Origin of the sequence: Streptomyces alboflavus (genome assembly GCF_000716675.1) — a bacterium.
Classification (GTDB): Bacteria; Actinomycetota; Actinomycetes; order Streptomycetales; family Streptomycetaceae; genus Streptomyces; species Streptomyces alboflavus.
In genome coordinates this window covers 75,947-94,521 of record NZ_JNXT01000013.1, presented here as the reverse complement: position 1 = coordinate 94,521, position 18,575 = coordinate 75,947, and the positions used below count along the sequence as shown (strand labels likewise).

Below are 18,575 nucleotides of genomic sequence, written 5' to 3'. Positions count from 1 at the left end.
CGATGAGCGAGGAACTCGAAAGCCTGCTCGGCCTCCTCGACCTGGAACGGGTCGAGGAGGACATCTTCCGCGGCGTCAGCCGGACGTCGCTCGTACCGCGGGTCTTCGGCGGCCAGGTCGCCGCGCAGGCCCTGGTCGCCGCCGGGCGCACCGTCCCCGACGCCAGGCCCGCGCACTCCCTGCACGCCTACTTCCTGCGCCCCGGCGACCCCGGCGCGCCCATCGTCTACACCGTCGACCGCATCCGCGACGGCCGCTCCTTCACCACGCGCCGCGTCGTCGCCGTGCAGCACGGACAGCCGATCTTCCACCTCTCCGCGTCCTTCCAGGCGTACGAGGAGGGGCTCGAGCACCAGGACGGGATGCCGCCCGCGCCCGACCCCGAGACGCTGCCCACCGCCGCCGATGCGCTGCCGCTGCACCTGCCGCCGGACGTCGCCCAGCGCCTGCTCGACGCGCGCGCCGCCGTCGACCTGCGGTACGCGGACCTGCCGCCGTGGGGCACGGTGGGGCGGCCCCGGGAGGCGCGCTCCCAGGTCTGGTTCCGCACCAACGGCAAGCTCGAGGGGGAGCACGCGGGATCGCTGCTCCACCTGTGCCTGGCCACCTACGTGTCCGACATGACGCTCCTCGACTCCGTGCTGCTCGCCCACGGGCGCGGCGGCTGGGCCGTCGGGGACGTCGTCGGCGCCTCCCTGGACCACGCGATGTGGTTCCACCGCCCGTTCCGGGCCGACGAGTGGCTCCTCTACGACCAGGAGTCGCCCTCGGCGTCGGGCGGCCGGGGCCTCGGGCAGGCGCGCATCTGGACGCGCGACGGACGGCTGGCCGTGACCGTCATCCAGGAGGGCGTGGTCCGGGTCCCGCGCGGGCGCTGACCCTACGCGGGCCGGAGCGGGCGCTGGCCCTACGCGGGCCGGAAGGGGAGCGGCGTCTCCAGGGCGCGGTGGCACGCCTCGTCCACCGCCTGCTTGCCGCCTGCCGGGGCGTCCGCGAGGAACTCCTCGTCCAGCTCGGCCACGACGCCCCGGGCCCGGTCGAGCAGCGCTCGGCCCCGCTCGGTCAGTTCGAGGCGCGCGCGGTGCCCCTGCCCCCGCAGGTTGCGCTCCACCGCCCCCAGCTCCTCCAGCATGAGGACGGTGGCGCGCATGCTCTGGCTCGTGACGCCCGCGCGCCGCGCCAGGTCGCTGTAGGACAGGTCGGCGTCGCGGGAGATGTGTCCGAGGGCCCCGAAGAGCCGCAGCGACAGACCCATGTCCACGAGCCGCGCCTCCAGCCGCTCCTGGAGCCGCCGTCCGGTGGCGATCACCAGCATGACGGTCGACGGCGCACTCTCCGGCGCGTTGCTCACCTGTGACTCTCCCTACCGGTGTCCGTGCGTGCGGGACGTGCCGGAGTCAGTGTCCCAGGCCGGGGCCCCGGGTGATCAGGCCGGTCGCACCAGGACGCCGAGCCGCTCGGCCGCCCGCTTCGAGGCGTCGAGGAAGGGGCCGACGTCCGCGGCCGTCGCGGCGATCGCGGCCCGGGTGAGCTCGGGGCCCGCCAGCTCCGGTGTGCCGACGCCGAACGGGGGCGTCGGGGCGTACTCCATGGTCAGCTCGGTCAGGCGCGCGGCCTCGATGCCGCGGAGGTCCTGGACGACCCGCAGGGCGATCTCGTGGGATCCGGTCGCGGGTCCTGCCGTGAGGCGGTTGCCGTCCTCCACGACGTGGTTCGTCGGCACCAGGGTCGCGCCGTAGTACGGCAGCAGGTCGTACATGTGGAAGTTGCTCGTGGCGCGGTAGCCGCGGAGCAGGCCCGCGGCGCCGAGGAGCAGGCTGCCCGCGCAGACGCCCGCGACCCAGGTGGCACGGCTGCCCCGGTCGGCGAGGAAGGCCAGCGTCTCGGCGTCCTCCAGGACCTCTACGGGCACCGCGCCCGTGTACAGGACGTCCAGGTCGGCCGGGCAGTCCTCGAACGTGGTGGTGGCGCGCGTGGGGAAGTGGGGGTGGCCCGCGATCTCGTCCAGGGTCTTCCCGACGAGGTGGACGGTTGTCCGGGGCTGGGCGCTCAGGGCCCAGTGGAAGGCGATGACGTCGACCGGCATGAAGCCGGGGCACACCAGGATCGCGATGTTCAGCGGACGCTGTTCGTCGGACATGGTCCTTTTCTCCCTGCCTCGGTGGAGGTGCCTTGGTGGCGGTGCCTTGGTGGAACGGCCGCCTCGACGGAAGCGACTTACAGTCAGACTAAAAGTCTGGCTGTAAGCAAGGGGTAAGGTCCGTCCGGCATACTCCCTCAACATGGCTGAAACAGTGTCAAATGCCCCCAAGGGCGGCACGGACGGCGAGAGCGTCCTTACCGTGCTGGTCGCCGCCCTCGCCAACCTCGGCATCGCCGTCGCCAAAGCCGTCGCGGGGGTCGTCAGCGGGTCGAGCGCGATGCTGTCGGAGGCGGCGCACTCCGTGGCCGACACCGTCACGGAGCTGATGCTGCTCGTCTCGCTGAAGAGCGCGCGGCGGCCCGCCGACGAGGACCATCCGCTCGGCTACGGCGGTGCCCGCTACATCTGGGCGCTGCTCGCCTCCGTCGCCACGTTCGTCGGCGGCGGCGTCTTCGCCGTGTACGACGGCGTCCACACCCTCACACACGGCGAGGAACCGGGCGACCCGCTCGTCTCGTACCTCGTCCTCGGCGTCGCCTTCCTCCTGGAGGGCTACTCCCTGCGCACCGGCCTCAAGCAGGCGCGCGGCGAGGCCGACCGGTTCGGGGTGCACGTCAAGCACTATCTGCGGCACACGCCCGACACCGCCGTGAAGGCCGTGGTCATGGAGGACTCGGCCGCCCTCGTGGGCCTCCTGCTCGCCGCGGGCGGACTCCTCGGCGGTCAGCTCACCGGCTCCGGCGTCTGGGACGGCGTCGCGTCCCTGTGCATCGGCGTGCTGCTCGTGTACGTGGCGTGGGTGCTCGGGCACGCCAACGCGGAGCTGTTGATCGGGCGGCCGTTGCCCGCGCCCATGCGGCAGCGCATCCGCGAGCAGTTGCTGGCCGACGACCACATCGAGGCGGTCCTTGAGCTGACGACCCTGGTGCAGGGGCCACGCGAGGCACTGGTCGCGGCCAAGGTCAACTTCCGGGACGCCTCGACGGCGGCGGAGGTCGAGGAGGCGTGCGAGCGGGCGGAACGGCGGGTGCGGGAGCGGTTCCCCGGAGTGCGCCGGGTGTATCTGGACCCGACGCCCTACTGATCGAGCCCGGCCGCGTCCAGCAGGTACGCCGTCAGCGGGTCGTAGAACCGCGGGCTCGTCACGTGGTCGTCAAGGGGCACCGTGACCTGGACGGTGCCCTCTGCCTCGCCGATGAACAGGGCCGGGTCGTTGCAGTCCGCGTACCCGACGGAGTCGATCCCGCGCTGGCCCGCGCGGCCCGCCCAGCCGTGGTCGGCGACCACGAGGTCCGGCAGCGGGCGCTCCTCGCGAAGGAGCCCGTCCAGGATCGCGTTCATCGGCTCCGGCGAGTGGGTGTGCCACAGCGTCGCGCCGCGTTCCAGGACGGCCACGTCCGCGAACTGGAAGACGAAGCCCTCGTCGGCGGTGAGGCCTTCGGGGATGACGACGATCTCGCAGCCCGCGGCGCGCAGCGCGGCGGCCGTCGCGCGGTGCACGTCGAGGAGGCCCCCGGGGTGGCCGGTCGCGAACAGCACGCGCTCCTTGGCGGACGCGGCCTTGCGCAGCCGTCCCGCCATCCGCTCCAGGGCGTCGACGGTCAGCTCCGGGTCGATGGTGTCCTGACCCTGGCGGTACTCGGGGTCGTCGTTCACGCCGCAGCGCTCGGCCATCACCGCGAGCACGTCCTGCTCGTCGGTCCAGCGGTCGCCCAGCTCCAGGCCCAGCCAGTAGTGGCGGTCGCCGTTCGCGAGTTTGCGGTAGTGGGAGAGGTTGTTGTCGCGGGGCGTCGCGACATCGCCCGCGATGCGGGTGCGGACGAGATGGTCGACGAGCGCGGCGCGGCTGGGTATCGGCATGCGACCCATTGTGCCGTCGTCAACGACCCCGGCGCGGGCCGTCCCGCAGGCCGGACCTGTGCGGCGACTCACGTTCTGGGGGCGGGGTGAGGCGGAGGGGACTGTTCCGCGGGGGTGCCGTCGCAGGACCGCGCGGCAGGACCCCGTTCAGCCCGCTCCACCCGTACGCCCCAGCGCGAACCACAGCTCCATCCGGACGTCTGGGTCGTCCAGGTCCACGTCGAGCAGCGTCGCGCAGCGGGTGACGCGCTGGCGGACGGTGTTGCGGTGCACGGACAGGGCCGCGGCGGTGCGGTCCCAACTGCCGTGCAGGGACAGCCAGGTGCGCAGGGTCTCGGGCAGGGGGCCGCCGTCGCCGAGCGGGGCGAGCAGGGTCCGCGCGTGCGCGTCGGCCTCGGCGGGCGCGACAAGCCCGGCCAGACCCGTCTCGCGGTGCCGCACGAACGGCACCCGGGTCGCCTCCGCCCGGCGCAGGGCCCGCGCGGCCTGCGCGTCGGCGGCGGGCAGGGCCTCGGCCCCGGCGGGCGCGGAGACTCCGAGCGTCCAGCCGGCCTGCGGGGCGGGTTCCCGGTCGGCGGGCAGGAGCAGGCGTACGGGGCGGGGGGTGCCTGCGCCGGGGGTGCGGCTCTCGGCTTCCTTGCCGCTCCCGGCTTCCCGGCTGCTCCCGGCTTCCTTGCTGCTCCCGGCTTCCCGGCCGCTCCCGGTTTCCTTGCTGCTCCCGGCCTCCCGGCCGCCGCCGTCCGTCGACTCGTCGCGAGCCACCCCGCGGGGGTCGGCCGCCCCTCCGCCGTCGACCCCCCTGCCGTCGTCCGCCAGGACGCTGCCGAGGGCCGCCGCCAGGGACGCCGGGGTCGCCGGTGTCCGCTCGTGGTCGCCGCCGCGTACGCGGGCGTGGACGACGGTCCACCGTCCGGGGCCGAGCAGCGGCGCCACGTCCTCGGGGGCCGCGCCGAGAAGGAGCCGGACCAGCGCCGCCGACCGGGCCGACTCGGCCGCGCCTTGGTGCGGTGCGGTCAGCAGCGACAGGAGCACGGCGGCGACCCCGGCCAGCGTGTGGTCGCCCGGCTCCCGTTGCCGCGTGGCCACCCCGAGGGCGAGACCGTGCGCCCCGGCGAGCGCGTACGCGGCGAGGTGGGTCCCGGCGACGGTGTCGGTGGCGGAGGCGGGCGCCGGACGCGGGGCCCGTTCCGCCTGCCCCCGCGCCGCGCTCCCGCCCGCACCCGTGCCCCGGCCCTCGTCCGAAGGCGTACCCCCGCCCGGATTCACCACCCCCACCAGCCGCCCCAGCGCCGCCCCCGCCCCCGGCTCCGGCGGTGTGCCCGCGCTCTGTGCGGGCGTGCCGTCGGCCCCGTACAGCGCCGCGTACCCACTGAGGCGGGCCGCCAGCTGGCGGAGCAGGGCCGGGACCGGGTCCGGGCGGGAGGCGGCTGCCGCGAGGCCCTGCTGGGCCTGGGTGACGCGGCGGAGTTCGGCGTGCCGGGCCTCGGCCATGAGCTGCCAGACCGCGCGGGCGACGCCGCTGAAGGTCGTGCGCGGGGGTACCTCCAGGAGCGGCAGGCCGTGGCGTTCGCAGGCGTCGACCAGGGCCTCCGGCACCGTGTCGTGCACCGGGGCCACCCCGAAGCCGAGCGCGGCGCCGCCCGCCGCGACGATGCGCGCCGCGTACGCGTCGAGACGGTCGGCCACTCTGTCCGCGTCCGCCGCGGGGACGTGCACCCCGGCCGTGAGCAGCAGCTCGCCGCCCAGCAGGTAGGGGTAGGGGTCGGCCATCTCCGAGGTGTGCACCCAGTGCACGACGGCGCCGGTGCGCGCCGCGTCCGGGCCCGCGATCTGGCGCAGGCCCAGCTCCTCGTGGGCGAGCAGGGCGGTGAGGGGGACGGGCGGGGTGGGTGGTGCGGCCGCGAGGGTGTCCGGGGCGTCGGCCATGGATGGTTCCTCCATAAGCGGCTCGGAGAGTGTAGGAAACGTACACTTCAGCGTCGCTTTCCGGCCACCTAGGGTCGTGCCGACCGGGGCCTCGGGTACGGGCGGATGTCCCCGCGGCCGGTCACCGCAGCGAAACCGCAGCACTCCACCCGCACGACACGCCACCGACCCGAGCGCGCAAGGAGGCCCCCATGGCCGTCGACTACACAGTGATCGTCGTCTACCTCGCCGGGATGCTGGCCATGGGCTGGTGGGGCATGCGCCGCGCCAAGTCCAAAGCTGAGTTCCTTGTCGCCGGGCGGCGCCTCGGGCCGTGGATGTACTCCGGCACGATGGCCGCGATCGTCCTCGGTGGCGCCTCCACCATCGGCGGCGTCGGCCTCGGCTACACCCACGGCCTGTCCGGCGCGTGGATGGTGTTCACCATCGGCCTCGGCCTGCTCGCGCTGTCGATCTTCTTCTCGGCCCGCATCGCCCGGCTGCGGGTCTACACGGTCTCCGAGATGCTCGACCTGCGCTACGGCGGCCGCGCGGGCATCCTCTCCGGCGTCGTCATGTGGGCGTACACGCTGATGCTCGCGGTCACCTCGACCATCGCGTACGCCACCATCTTCGACGTCCTCTTCGACATGAACCGCACGCTCGCCATCGTCATCGGCGGCTCCATCGTCGTCGCGTACTCCACCCTCGGCGGCATGTGGTCCATCACGCTGACCGACATGGTGCAGTTCGTCGTCAAGACGGTGGGCGTGCTGCTGCTCCTGCTGCCCATCGCCGTCGTCAAGGCGGGTGGCTTCGGGGAGATGCGCGACAAGCTGCCCGACGCGTACTTCGCGCCGCTCGGCATCGGCGCCGAGACGATCTTCACGTACGTCCTGATCTACACCTTCGGCATGCTCATCGGGCAGGACATCTGGCAGCGCGTCTTCACCGCGCGCAGCGACAAGGTCGCGCGGTACGGGGGGACCGTCGCCGGGACGTACTGCCTCGTCTACGCCCTCGCCGGGGCCGTCATCGGGACCGCCGCGAAGGTCATGTACCCCAAGCTGCCCAGCGCGGACGCCGCCTTCGCCACCATCGTCAAGGACGAACTGCCCATGGGTGTGCGGGGGTTGGTGCTCGCCGCCGCCCTCGCCGCCGTCATGTCCACCTCGTCCGGGGCGCTCATCGCCTGCGCGACCGTCGCCAACAACGACATCTGGGCGCGGGTGCGGGGCGTCGTGCGCGCGGACGGTGACGCCTCCGGTGAGCCGCACGACGAGGTGAAGGGCAACCGGCTCTTCATCCTCGTCATGGGCGTCGCCGTCATCTGCGTCGCCATCGCCCTCAACGACGTCGTCCAGGCGTTGACCGTCGCGTACAACCTGCTGGTGGGCGGGCTGCTCGTGCCCATCCTGGGCGGGTTGCTGTGGCGGCGGGGGACCGCCGCCGGGGCGCTCTCCGCGGTCGTCGCGGGCGGGATCTCCGTGGTCGGGCTCATGTGGTGGTACGGCATCCTCGCCAACGAGCCCATCTACTACGGGTTGTTGACGTCGCTCGTCGTGTACGTGGCCGTGTCGCTGGCCACGCCGCCTACGGACGCCGCCGTGCTGGCCGCCTGGCGGGAACGCCTGGCCGGCCGGACGCCGGACCCGGCGGCGCCGGAGGCTTCGGTGACGGCATGAGAAGTCCCCAAACCACCCCTACCCGGAAGCCGGGGGCTGCCGCCCCCTGGACCCCCGCTGATCGGCGCTTCGCGCCTCGTCCTCAATCGCCGGACGGGCTAAAACCTTGCCGCAGCGGCGACATATGTAGCCCCTCCGGCGTTTGAGGAGCGGGGTCTGGGGCGGAGCCCCAGGATCGGAGAAGGGGCGGGACTGGGGCGCCCCCGCGAGGCACCGACCGCGCGACACTAGACCACGTACAACCAGCTAAACCAGGAGGAACCCGACCATGAGCAGCAGCGTGACGAACGAACCCCGCGGACCTGTCGACTCCTCGCGCGTCCCGCGCTACGCGGGCCCCGCGACGTTCGCCAGGCTGCCCCGCCTCGACGAGGTCGGCACGACGGACATCGCCGTCGTCGGCGTCCCCTTCGACACGGGCGTGTCGTACCGCCCGGGCGCCCGCTTCGGCGGAAACGCGATCCGGGAGGCGTCCCGCCTCCTGCGGCCGTACAACCCGGCCCAGGACGCGTCCCCCTTCGCCCTGGCCCAGGTCGCCGACGCCGGCGACATCGCGGCGAACCCGTTCAACATCAACGAGGCCGTGGAGACGATCGAGGCGGCGGCCGACGACCTCCTCGCGACCGGCGCGCGCATGATGACGCTCGGCGGCGACCACACGATCGCCCTGCCGCTGCTGCGGTCGATGGCGAAGAAGCACGGCCCGGTCGCGCTGCTCCACTTCGACGCGCACCTGGACACGTGGGACACGTACTTCGGCGCGGAGTACACGCACGGCACCCCGTTCCGGCGGGCGGTGGAGGAGGGCATCCTCGACACCTCGGCGCTCAGCCACGTCGGTACCCGCGGCCCGCTGTACGGCCGCAAGGACCTCACCGACGACGAGAAGATGGGCTTCGGCATCGTCACGTCGTCGGACATCTACCGCCGCGGCGCCGACGAGGTGGCCGACCAGCTGCGCCAGCGCATCGGCGACCGGCCGCTGTACATCTCCATCGACATCGACTGCCTGGACCCGGCGCACGCCCCGGGCACGGGCACGCCGGAGGCGGGTGGCATGACGTCGCGGGAGCTGCTGGAGATCCTGCGGGGCCTGTCCTCCTGCAACCTCGTCTCCGCCGACGTCGTGGAGGTCGCCCCCGCCTACGACCACGCCGAGATCACGGCCGTGGCCGCCTCCCACACCGCGTACGAGCTGACGACGATCATGTCCCGGCAGATCGCCGGTGCCCGCGACGCCGCCATGATCCAGGAGCTCGCCGCCCAGGGCACCGCGGAGGCCGCCCGGTGACCCACGACCACGACCTGGTCCTGCGCCCCACCGAGGCGCAGACCCGAGCCGCGCTCAGTCCTCCCCCCGGCCGCAACGGCGGTGACCTCGTCGTCGAGACCCTTCAGGGCCTCGGCGCCACCACCGTCTTCGGCCTGCCGGGCCAGCACGCGCTCGGCATGTTCGACGCGCTGCGCCGCTCGTCCCTGCGCTACGTGGGGCTGCGGGTGGAGAACAACACCGGCTTCGCCGCCGACGCGTACGGCCGGATCACCGGTGAGGTCGCGCCGCTGCTCCTGTCGACCGGGCCCGGCGCGCTCACCTCGCTCGCCGCGCTCCAGGAGGCCGCCGCCGGGTCGTCGCCGGTGCTCGCCATCGGCAGCCAGGTCCCGGTCGCCGGGCTCGGCGGCGGCCGCCACGGCTATCTGCACGAACTGCGGGACCAGCAGGCCTCGTTCCGTGACGTGGTGAAGTCCGTGCACACCGTGCGGACGCAGTCGCAGATCCCGTCCGCCATCGCCGCGGCCTGGGAGTCGGCCCTCACCGCCCCGCACGGTCCCGTGTGGGTGGAGATCCCCCAGGACGTGCTGCTCGCCGAGACCGCGCTGCCTGTCGTCACGGCCGTCGACGCGACCCCGCACGAGCTCGTGCCCCGGCCCGAGCTCACCGCCGTGGCCGCCGACCTGCTCAGCCGCGCCGAGCGGCCCGCGATCATCGCGGGCGGCGGTGTCGTGCGCGCCGACGCCTCCGGCAAGCTGCGCGCGCTCGCCGAGCGCCTGAACGCGCCCGTCGTCACCACCTTCGGCGGCAAGGGCGCCTTCCCCTGGGAGCACCCGCTCTCGCTCCAGTCGTGGCTGGAGGACCGGCACACCACCGACTTCCTGGAGGACGCCGACGTCCTGCTCGTCGTCGGCTCCGGGCTCGGTGAACTCTCCTCCAACTACCACACGTTCAAGCCGCGCGGCCGGGTCGTCCAGATCGAGGCCGACCTCGGCAAGCTGGAGTCCAACCACCCGGCGCTCGGCATCCACGCGGACGCCCGCATCGCCCTTTCGGCGCTCCTTGAGACCGTCGGGGAGCGGCCCGACCCGGCCGCGCCCGAGCGGGTGCGCCAGGTACTCGCCGCCGTGCGCGAGCGGATCGACGGCCAGGAGCTGACCCTGGAGCAGGACGTCCTCGCCGCCGTGCGGGCCGCCCTGCCGGACGCGTCGCCGTCCTTCTGGGACATGACGATCCTGGCCTACTGGGCCTGGTCCGCCTTCGACGCGCGGCGGCCGGGCACCATGCACTCCGCACAGGGCGCGGGCGGCCTCGGCTACGGCTTCCCCGCCGCGCTCGGCGCCGCCGCGGCCGACCCGACGCGGCCCGTCCTCGCGGTCTCCGGCGACGGCGGCGCGATGTACTCGATCGCCGAGCTGGCCACGGCCAGGCAGTACGGCCTCGACGTGACCTGGCTGATCGTCGACGACGGGGGCTACGGCATCCTGCGCGAGTACATGGCCGACGCCTTCGGCGAGGCGACCGGCACGGAGCTGGCCCGGCCCGACTTCGTGACGCTCGCCGAGTCCTTCGGGGTGCCGGGCGTGCGGACCTCGCCGGAGCGGCTGCGGGACGACCTGGCGAAGGCGCTGGCCGAGCCGGGGCCGAGCGTGGTCGTGCTGCCGGCGGTGCTGCGGATGTTCGCGCCGACGCATCTGGGCTGAGGCCGACGCGCCTGGGCTGAAGCCGACGCACCGCGGCCGAATTTTTTCGTTCTCGGTGCAACCTTTCACCGGGTGCGGTGAGTCAAGTGAACGCGTGCGCCGGGGGCGCACGTGTGTCCGACTACGGGGGGAACCTCCATGACTCACCGCATATCGCGGCGTGCCCGCATCCTGAGCGCGGGGGCGGCCGCCGCCGTCCTCGTGCCCGTCGCCGGGGTGGCCGCCGCCACCCCGGCCGCCGCCGCGGCGGCCCAGGTCAAGTGCACCTCGTCGGCCCAGCCCGCGCTGGCCAAGAAGCTGACGAAGGACATCACGGCCGCCCTGAAGAACCGCAAGGGCACCATCGCCGTGGGCTTCCACGACAAGTCCACCAAGACCACCTGCACCCTGCGCGGCTCCACCGCGTTCGACTCGGCCAGCGTCGTCAAGGTCACCGTCCTCGCGACCCTCCTGTGGGACGCGAAGAAGACGAACCGGTACCTGACGACGCGCGAGTCCAACCTCGCCACCGCCATGATCACGAGATCGGACAACGACGCCACCAGCGCGCTGTGGCGCCAGCTCGGCGTCAGCAAGATCAAGAAGTTCCTGGCCGCGGCCAAGATGACCAAGACGGTGCCGGGTTCGGGTGGGTACTGGGGTCTCACCCGCGTCAACGTCACCGACGAGCAGAAGCTGCTCGCCCTGATCACCGGCAAGAACGCCGTGCTCAGCGACAACGCCCGCGCGTACATCTCGAAGCTGATGGGCAAGGTCGTCCGCGACCAGCGCTGGGGCACTCCGGCGGGGGCGCCGTCCGGCACCTCCATCGCCGTCAAGAACGGGTGGCTGCCGCGGGCCACGCACGGCTGGCGCGTGCACTCCATCGGCGCCTTCAAGGGCCGCGGCCACGACTACACGATCTCCGTCCTCACGCACGGCAACAGCAACATGAACTACGGCGTGGACACCATCCAGCGGGTCTCCAAGGCCATCCACAAGGACCTGACGCCCATCGGCCAGGCGCCCACGCGCTTCGCCCCGACCGAGACCCCGAAGGAAGCGGCGGTCCCGGTCCCGCAGTCCTGACGCCGGGCCCCCTTTGGCGCCGGGCGGGCAATCTCAGCCCGTCGTGGGGGTACCCCCTGCTCCTTGAGAGCTTGGGGGAGTTTGAGGACGAGGCGCGGAGCGCCGAAAAAGCAGGGGGAACGGGGGCGCAGCCCCCAGCTGTTTTGTTGCGGCGGGATGAAAACGGCAGACGCCCGCGTTGGCGCTCTCGGCAGGTCAGGTCGACGGGAGGTGGACAGTGGCGGAGCAGCCGGAGCAACGGGGCTGGGCGAAACGACTGTGGGGCTATGCCTGGCGGCACCCCCTGGACGTCGTGCTCGCGCTCGGCTCCTCGCTGGGCGGCATGGCCGTCATGGCCCTCGTACCCCTGTTCACGAAGATCGTCATCGACGACGTGATCGGCGACCACAGCCGGTCCATGGGCCCCTGGGCCGCCGCCCTCATAGGCGCCGCGGTCCTGGTCTACGTCTTCACGTACATCCGCCGCTACTACGGCGGCCGCCTCGCCCTCGACGTCCAGCACGACCTGCGCACCGAGATGTACGACACGGTCACGCGCCTCGACGGACGGCGCCAGGACGAGCTGTCCACGGGGCAGGTCGTCGGCCGGGCGACCAGCGACCTCCAGCTCATCCAGGGCCTGCTCTTCATGCTGCCGATGACCATCGGCAACGTCCTGCTGTTCGTGATGTCGCTGGTGATCATGGCGTGGCTGTCCCTGCCGCTGACCCTGGTCGCCCTCGCCGTCGCCCCCGCCTTGCTCTGGATCGCCCGCCGCAGCCGCGCCAAGCTGCACCCCGCCACCTGGTACGCGCAGGCGCAGGCCGCGGCCGTCGCGGGCGTCGTCGACGGTGCGGTCGGCGGCGTACGCGTGGTGAAGGGCTTCGGGCAGGAGGAGCAGGAGACGGGGAAGCTCAGGGAGGTCGGCCGCCGCCTGTTCGCGGGCCGCCTGCGCACCATCCGCCTGAACTCCCGCTACACCCCGGCCCTGCAGTCCGTGCCCATGCTCGGCCAGGTCGCGATGCTGGCGCTCGGCGGCTGGCTCGCCGTCAAGGGCGAGATCACGCTCGGCACGTTCGTGGCGTTCTCCACCTACCTCGCCCAGCTCGTCGGCCCCGTGCGCATGCTCGCCATGGTCCTGACCGTCGCCCAGCAGGCCCGCGCGGGCGTCGAGCGCGTCCTTGAGCTGATCGACACCGAGCCGACCATGAAGGACGGCACGAAGGACCTGCCCGCGGACGCCCCGGCGACCGTCGAGTTCGACGACGTGTCGTTCGCGTACGAGGACGACCGCCCGGTCCTCGACGGCCTCAGCTTCGAGATCCGCCCCGGCGAGACCCTCGCCGTCGTCGGCTCCTCCGGCAGCGGCAAGTCGACCGTGTCCCTGCTGCTTCCCCGCTTCTACGACGTCTCGCGCGGCGCCGTCCTCATCGGCGGCCACGACGTGCGCGAGCTGACGCACGACTCGCTGCGCGCCGCCATCGGCCTGGTCCCCGAGGACTCCTTCCTCTTCTCCGACACCGTCCGCGCCAACATCGCCTACGGCCACCCCGGCGCCACCGACGAGGAGGTCGAGCGCGCCGCCCGCGCCGCCCAGGCCGACCGCTTCATCGCCGAGCTGCCCGAGGGCTACGCCACGAAGGTCGGCGAGCACGGCCTGACCCTCTCCGGCGGCCAGCGCCAGCGCGTCGCCCTGGCCCGCGCCATCCTCACCGACCCCCGCCTGCTCGTCCTCGACGACGCCACCTCGGCGGTGGACGCCCGCGTCGAGCACGAGATCCACGAGGCCCTGAAGGAGGTCATGCGGGACCGCACGACCCTCCTCATCGCGCACCGCCGCTCCACCCTGAACCTCGCCGACCGCATCGCCGTCCTCGACGCGGGACGCCTCGCCGACATCGGCACCCACGAGGAGCTTGAGCGCCGCTCCCCGCTGTACCGGCGCCTGCTCACCGACCCCGACGAGCTGGGCGGCGTCTCGCCCGGACACATCGCCCCGGCCGCGCCCGCCGAGGCCGTCGAGGACACCTCCGTGCGCGAGGAACTGGACGCCGAGTTCGACGCCGAGCGCGGCATCACCCCGCGCCTGTGGGCCGGCGACCGCGAGCCCCGCGACACCGACGCGGGCGCGCTCGCCGGGACGCCCGCGACCCCCGAACTCCTCGCCCAGGTCGACGCCCTGCCGCCCGCCGACGACACCCCCGGTGTCGACGAGGCGCGGGCCGTCGCCGCCGAGGAGTCGTACGGACTGCGCAGGCTCCTGCGCGGCTTCGGCGCGCCGCTCGCCCTGAGCCTGCTGCTCGTCGCCGTGGACGCCGGGGTGGGCCTGCTCCTGCCCGTCCTGATCCGGCACGGCATCGACGAGGGCGTCACCCAGCTCGCCCTCGGCGCCGTGTGGACCGCGTCCGCGCTCGCGCTCGTCGCCGTCGTCGTGCAGTGGGCGGCGCAGACCGGCGAGATCCGGATGACGGGCCGCACCGGCGAGCGGGTCCTGTACGCACTGCGCCTGAAGATCTTCGCGCAGCTCCAGCGGCTCGGCCTCGACTACTACGAGCGGGAGCTGACCGGGCGCATCATGACCCGGATGACCACGGACGTGGACGCGCTGTCCACGTTCCTGCAGACCGGCCTGGTCACCGCGTTCGTCTCCGTCGTCACCTTCTTCGGCATCCTGGTCGCCCTCCTCGTCATCGACGTCCAGCTCGCCCTCGTCGTCTTCGCGACGCTGCCGCTCCTGGCCGTCGGCACGGTCTTCTTCCGACGCTCCAGCGTCAAGGCGTACGAGCTGGCGCGCGAGCGGGTCTCGGTGGTCAACGCCGACCTCCAGGAGATGGTGTCGGGGCTGCGGATCGTGCAGGCCTTCCGGCGCGAGGGCACCGGCAGCGAGTCGTTCGCCGCGCGCAGCGCCGACTACCGCGCGGCCCGCATCCGGGGCCAGTGGCTGATCTCGGTGTACTTCCCGTTCGTGCAGTTCCTGTCTTCCGTGGCCGTCGTGGCGGTCCTGATCGTGGGCGCGCACCGGGTCGACGCGGGCACGCTCACCACCGGTGCCCTGGTCGCCTACCTCCTCTACATCGACCTGTTCTTCGCGCCCGTGCAGCAGCTGTCCCAGGTCTTCGACGGCTACCAGCAGGCGACGGTCTCCCTCGGCCGCATCCAGGAGCTGCTCCAGGAGCCCACGTCCACCGAGTCCGCCGACGAACCCCTCGACGTGCTCTCCCTGCGCGGCGAGATCGTCTTCGAGGACGTCGACTTCGGCTACGGCTCGGCCGACGAGCCGGAGGCCGCGCTCAGCGGGGTCCGGCTCCGCATTCCGGCCGGGCAGACCGTGGCCTTCGTCGGCGAGACCGGCGCGGGCAAGTCCACGCTGGTCAAGCTGGTCGCCCGGTTCTACGACCCGACGTCGGGCCGGGTCACGGTCGACGGCACCGACCTGCGCTCCCTGGACCTCACCTCGTACCGCCACCGGCTCGGCGTCGTCCCGCAGGAGGCCTATCTGTTCGCGGGCACGATCCGCGACGCCATCGCCTACGGCCGTCCCGAGGCCACCGACGCGCAGGTCGAGGCGGCGGCGCGGGCCGTCGGCGCGCACGACATGATCGCCACGCTCGACGGCGGCTATCTGCACGAGGTCTCCGAGCGCGGCCGCAACCTGTCGGCAGGACAGCGCCAGCTGATCGCGCTGGCCCGCGCCGAGCTCGTCGACCCCGACATCCTGCTCCTCGACGAGGCCACCGCCGCCCTCGACCTCGCCACGGAGGCCCAGGTCAACCAGGCCACCGACCGCATAGCGGGCAAGCGCACCACCCTCGTCGTCGCCCACCGCCTGACCACCGCCGCCCGCGCGGACCGCGTGATCGTGATGGACCACGGCCGGGTCGCCGAGGACGGCACCCACGACGAGCTGCTCGCGCGGGGCGGGCGGTACGCGGAGCTGTGGCGGACGTTCGTCGGGGAGCCGGTGGGAGCCTGACCAGCCGGTTCCCCGCGGTTCGCGGGCGACAAAAGTGATAGGTCGGGTTCCGCAACCATCCGGTGCGGGTTCGGCGTCCGTACGTCAGTACGCTGATGCGGGGGTGTCGGGAGGGGCAGACGTGAAGAGTGGTCGGATGAGGCGGAGCGTGGCCGCGGGCGCCGCCACGCTCGTGGCCGCCGTCCTGGTGGCACTCGTGGGACCAGGCGCGGGCACCGCCGCCGCCGCGGGACCCTGCCCCGGACACAAGGCCCGCACCCTCACCTTCAGCACCGGCAAGGTCGTGCTCTACAAGAAGCGCGGCTACGTCTGCGCCGTGACGTACGCCAAGAGGCCCGGCGCCCGCCAGAAGATGTCGATCAGCGTGCAGGCCCGCGGCAGCCGCCCCGTCCGCGACACCGGCCGCTTCACCCGCCTCGCGGGCCCGGTCAAGGTGCACGCGGGCCACCGCTGCGTCTGGGTCAAGGGCTCCGTGGGCCGCGCGAAGGTCAGCTCCGGCTGGATCCTCTGCTGAGTCCGAGATGTCCGCTCACCGGACGCGCCCGTCCTCTCAGTGAATTTCCCTGAGTCCTCTTTGTCCTCAATGTGCCCTGGTGTGCGCGCAGTTGCTCGGTTAGGTTCCGGTCAATCGCTGCGCCGACAGGGGAGGATGCATGCGCAAGACCCTCAGATGGGTGCTCTCGCTCGTGGTGCTCATAGGCACCGTGGGCTTCACCGGCGTCACGGCCACGGCGGCCACCGACGCCGAACAGGGCGCGCCCGCCGCCCAGAAGGACATCAAGGACCGGCTCCTGGCCATCAAGGGCATGAGCCTGATCGAGGAGAAGCCGTACGACGGCTACCGCTTCTTCGTCCTCAACTACACCCAGCCGGTCGACCACCGGCACCCCTCCAAGGGCACGTTCCAGCAGCGCATCACCGTGCTGCACAAGGACACCGCCCGCCCGACCGTCTTCTCGACCTCGGGCTACGGACTCAACACCAACCCGGGCCGCGCGGAACCCACCCGCGTCATCGACGGCAACCAGGTCTCCATGGAGTACCGCTTCTTCACGCCGTCCCGCCCCGCGCCCGCCGACTGGTCCAAGCTGAACATCTGGCAGGCCGCCACCGACCAGCACCGCATCTTCAAGGCCCTCAAGCCGATCTACGGCAAGAAGTGGCTGTCCACGGGCGCCTCCAAGGGCGGCATGACCGCCACCTACTTCGAGCGCTTCTACCCGCGTGACATGGACGGCGTCGTCGCCTACGTCGCCCCGAACGACGTCAACAACCGCGAGGACTCCGCGTACGACCGCTTCCTCGACACCGTCGGCACCAAGGAGTGCCGCGCCAAGATCGAGGCCGTGCAGCACGAGTCGCTGGTGCGGCGCGCGCCCATGAAGAAGCTGTACGCCGACTTCGCCGCCGCCAACAACCACACCTTCAAGACCATCGGCGGCATCGACAAGGCCTTCGAGGCCGTCGTGCTCGACGTCAACTGGGGCTTCTGGCAGTACCAGCAGTCCGCCACCGCCTGCGCCGACGTGCCCGTCGCCAAGACCGCCAGCGACGCCACGCTGTTCGGCTGGATCGACGAGGTCGGCGGCTGGGCCTCCTACACCGACCAGGGCCTGGAGTACTACACGCCGTACTACTACCAGGCCGGTACGCAGCTCGGTTCGCCCGACATCAAGCAGCCGTGGCTCAAGGGCCTCAGCCGCTACGGGTACCAGCCGCCGCGGAACTTCGTGCCCCGCGAGATCCCGATGACGTTCCAGAAGAACGCCATGAAGGACGTCGACCGCTGGGTCCGGCACCACTCGCACCGCATGCTGTTCGTGTACGGCGAGAACGACCCGTGGGGTGCCGAGCCGTTCAAGCCCGCGCGCGGCGCCAAGCACGACTCGTACGTCATGACCGCGCCCGGCGCCAACCACGGTGCCAACGTGGCCGGGCTCGGTGCTGCGGACAAGGCCAAGGCCACGGAGCGGATTCTCGCCTGGGCCGGGGTGCCCGCCGCTCAGGCCGCGGAGGCCAAGCCGTTGGCTCCCTACGACGCGAAGCTCGACCGTCGAGACCGTGACCGGGAGCAGATGCTGAGGCCGTAGCCTCGCGGGTGCGCCCCAGGCCCGCCCCTTCCCGAACTGGGGCTCCGCCCCAGACCCCGCTCCTCAAACGCCGGAGGGGCTAGATATTGTGCCGGTAATTCTCAGCCCGTCCGGCGTTTGAGGACGAGGCGCGGAGCGCCGATAAAGCGGGGGTCCGGGGGCGCAGCCCCCGGTTTCGGGAAGGGGCGGGACTGGGGAAAGCCCCGCCAGGGTCACACCCGCACCCCACACCCCACCGCCCTCCCCCCACCCAGCGCCACATACAGCTCCGTGCCCGCGGGGCACAGATCGCGGGAGGGGACGGCCGCGGCCACGCGGTACTCGGGGGCCCGCCGCCCCGACCCGTCACAGGCGGTCTCCCGCACCTGCCCCCGCCCGGCCTCGTGCACACAGTCCCCGACGACGGTACGAGGCCCACCCCCGGCCCCGGGATCCCCGGGATGCGGGGGCTCCAGATTGCGCATGCAGGCGTACCCCTGAGGCACCGTCCCGTCCCCGTCCTCGTCGACGGAGGGCCGGTTCGCACTGATGTGGAGGACGAAGTCGGTGCGTCCGGGACAGAGGGGCCCGTCGGCGAAGCGCCCGCCGTGCCGGGCGATGACGCGCGCGGCGGCCCGCTCACTGCCGCAGGGCACCTCGGTGACGGACTCCCGCCCCCGGGAACCGCACTCGTCGGCACCGAGGAAGACAGCCCCGGGCCCGGACGCGGCGGACCCGGCGGGCGAGGTGTCGCCGGAGGGTCCGGAGCCGTCGGCGCCGGGGGACTTCTGACAGCCGGCCAGGGCGAGCGCGGCGGCGAGCAGCGCGCCGCCGCACCCCACCGCCGCTCCTGACACCCGCATGGCCGGACCCCCCGTCACGTACGCCATGTGCACCCAGCGTGACCCCGCGCGGCGGGC

General features: G+C 72.8%; 14 protein-coding genes. 9 read left to right on the top strand and 5 right to left on the bottom strand.

Annotated elements, in window-relative coordinates; genetic code table 11:
• Nucleotides 1–2 precede the first annotated feature (2 nt).
• Nucleotides 3–878 carry an acyl-CoA thioesterase gene (locus OO63_RS12220; RefSeq protein ID WP_030359986.1) on the top strand — a complete coding sequence of 292 codons (876 nt, stop codon included), beginning with the start codon at nt 3–5 and terminating at the stop codon, nt 876–878.
• Between the two features lie 29 nt (nt 879–907).
• Here OO63_RS12220 and OO63_RS42175 read toward each other — a convergent pair whose 3' ends face one another.
• Together OO63_RS42175 and OO63_RS12210 are read right to left on the bottom strand one after the other, a co-directional pair.
• Complete coding sequence (locus OO63_RS42175; RefSeq protein WP_051810785.1) at nt 908–1,351, bottom strand: MarR family winged helix-turn-helix transcriptional regulator; 444 nt, start codon at nt 1,349–1,351, stop codon at nt 908–910.
• A gap of 75 nt (nt 1,352–1,426) precedes the next feature.
• The gene (locus OO63_RS12210) at nt 1,427–2,140 is read right to left on the bottom strand and encodes a DJ-1/PfpI family protein (RefSeq protein WP_033264058.1); all 714 of its coding nucleotides are present in this window, start codon (nt 2,138–2,140) and stop codon (nt 1,427–1,429) included.
• Between the two features lie 142 nt (nt 2,141–2,282).
• Between OO63_RS12210 and OO63_RS12205 the strand changes: the two genes are divergently transcribed.
• Nucleotides 2,283–3,227, top strand: coding sequence for a cation diffusion facilitator family transporter (locus tag OO63_RS12205; protein ID WP_030359983.1), 945 nt, complete (start codon nt 2,283–2,285; stop codon nt 3,225–3,227).
• On the opposite strand, the gene OO63_RS12200 is transcribed toward OO63_RS12205, so the two are convergent.
• Both OO63_RS12200 and OO63_RS12195 read right to left on the bottom strand, forming a co-directional pair.
• A complete protein-coding gene (locus OO63_RS12200) occupies nt 3,221–4,003 on the bottom strand; it encodes a phosphatase (RefSeq protein WP_030359982.1) in 783 nt (260 codons plus the stop codon). The genes OO63_RS12205 and OO63_RS12200 overlap by 7 nt on opposite strands.
• A 147-nt stretch (nt 4,004–4,150) precedes the next feature.
• Complete coding sequence (locus tag OO63_RS12195; RefSeq protein WP_234311264.1) at nt 4,151–5,929, bottom strand: PucR family transcriptional regulator ligand-binding domain-containing protein; 1,779 nt, start codon at nt 5,927–5,929, stop codon at nt 4,151–4,153.
• Between the two features lie 191 nt (nt 5,930–6,120).
• On the opposite strand from OO63_RS12195, the gene OO63_RS12190 reads away from it, so the two are divergent.
• From OO63_RS12190 to OO63_RS12160, 7 genes are all read left to right on the top strand, one after another.
• Nucleotides 6,121–7,593 carry a sodium:solute symporter family protein gene (locus tag OO63_RS12190; RefSeq protein WP_030359980.1) on the top strand — a complete coding sequence of 491 codons (1,473 nt, stop codon included), beginning with the start codon at nt 6,121–6,123 and terminating at the stop codon, nt 7,591–7,593.
• Between the two features lie 268 nt (nt 7,594–7,861).
• Entirely contained in the window at nt 7,862–8,884 is a 1,023-nt protein-coding gene (gene speB / locus OO63_RS12185; RefSeq protein ID WP_051810784.1) for an agmatinase, read from the top strand.
• Entirely contained in the window at nt 8,881–10,566 is a 1,686-nt protein-coding gene (locus tag OO63_RS12180; protein ID WP_030359978.1) for a thiamine pyrophosphate-binding protein, read from the top strand. The genes speB and OO63_RS12180 overlap by 4 nt, the downstream gene beginning before the upstream one ends.
• Before the next feature lie 138 nt (nt 10,567–10,704).
• Nucleotides 10,705–11,634 (top strand): serine hydrolase, encoded by a 930-nt coding sequence (locus tag OO63_RS12175; protein ID WP_030359977.1) that lies wholly within the window; start codon nt 10,705–10,707, stop codon nt 11,632–11,634.
• 217 nt (nt 11,635–11,851) lie between these two features.
• The gene (locus OO63_RS12170) at nt 11,852–15,586 is read left to right on the top strand and encodes an ABC transporter ATP-binding protein (protein WP_030359976.1); all 3,735 of its coding nucleotides are present in this window, start codon (nt 11,852–11,854) and stop codon (nt 15,584–15,586) included.
• Nucleotides 15,587–15,722: 136 nt separating this feature from the next.
• Complete coding sequence (locus tag OO63_RS12165) at nt 15,723–16,100, top strand: hypothetical protein (protein WP_234311263.1); 378 nt, start codon at nt 15,723–15,725, stop codon at nt 16,098–16,100.
• 139 nt (nt 16,101–16,239) lie between these two features.
• On the top strand, nt 16,240–17,676 hold the full coding sequence (locus OO63_RS12160; RefSeq protein ID WP_030359974.1) for a S28 family serine protease: 1,437 nt from the start codon (nt 16,240–16,242) through the stop codon (nt 17,674–17,676).
• A gap of 212 nt (nt 17,677–17,888) precedes the next feature.
• Here the strand turns inward: OO63_RS12160 and OO63_RS12155 are convergent, their stop codons facing one another.
• Nucleotides 17,889–18,518: a hypothetical protein gene (locus OO63_RS12155; RefSeq protein WP_030359973.1), complete on the bottom strand. Its 630-nt coding sequence runs from the start codon at nt 18,516–18,518 to the stop codon at nt 17,889–17,891.
• Between the last annotated feature and the right edge of the window lie 57 nt (nt 18,519–18,575).

Coding starts and splice junctions, on each gene's coding strand:
- OO63_RS12220 (WP_030359986.1), top strand. CDS start 3: ATGAGCGAGGAACTCGAAAGCCTGCTCGGCCTCCTCGACCTGGAACGG.
- OO63_RS12205 (WP_030359983.1), top strand. CDS start 2,283: ATGGCTGAAACAGTGTCAAATGCCCCCAAGGGCGGCACGGACGGCGAG.
- OO63_RS12210 (WP_033264058.1), bottom strand. CDS start 2,140: ATGTCCGACGAACAGCGTCCGCTGAACATCGCGATCCTGGTGTGCCCC.
- speB (WP_051810784.1), top strand. CDS start 7,862: ATGAGCAGCAGCGTGACGAACGAACCCCGCGGACCTGTCGACTCCTCG.
- OO63_RS12175 (WP_030359977.1), top strand. CDS start 10,705: ATGACTCACCGCATATCGCGGCGTGCCCGCATCCTGAGCGCGGGGGCG.
- OO63_RS12160 (WP_030359974.1), top strand. CDS start 16,240: ATGCGCAAGACCCTCAGATGGGTGCTCTCGCTCGTGGTGCTCATAGGC.
- OO63_RS12155 (WP_030359973.1), bottom strand. CDS start 18,518: ATGCGGGTGTCAGGAGCGGCGGTGGGGTGCGGCGGCGCGCTGCTCGCC.
- OO63_RS12190 (WP_030359980.1), top strand. CDS start 6,121: ATGGCCGTCGACTACACAGTGATCGTCGTCTACCTCGCCGGGATGCTG.
- OO63_RS12165 (WP_234311263.1), top strand. CDS start 15,723: ATGAGGCGGAGCGTGGCCGCGGGCGCCGCCACGCTCGTGGCCGCCGTC.
- OO63_RS12195 (WP_234311264.1), bottom strand. CDS start 5,929: ATGGCCGACGCCCCGGACACCCTCGCGGCCGCACCACCCACCCCGCCC.
- OO63_RS12200 (WP_030359982.1), bottom strand. CDS start 4,003: ATGCCGATACCCAGCCGCGCCGCGCTCGTCGACCATCTCGTCCGCACC.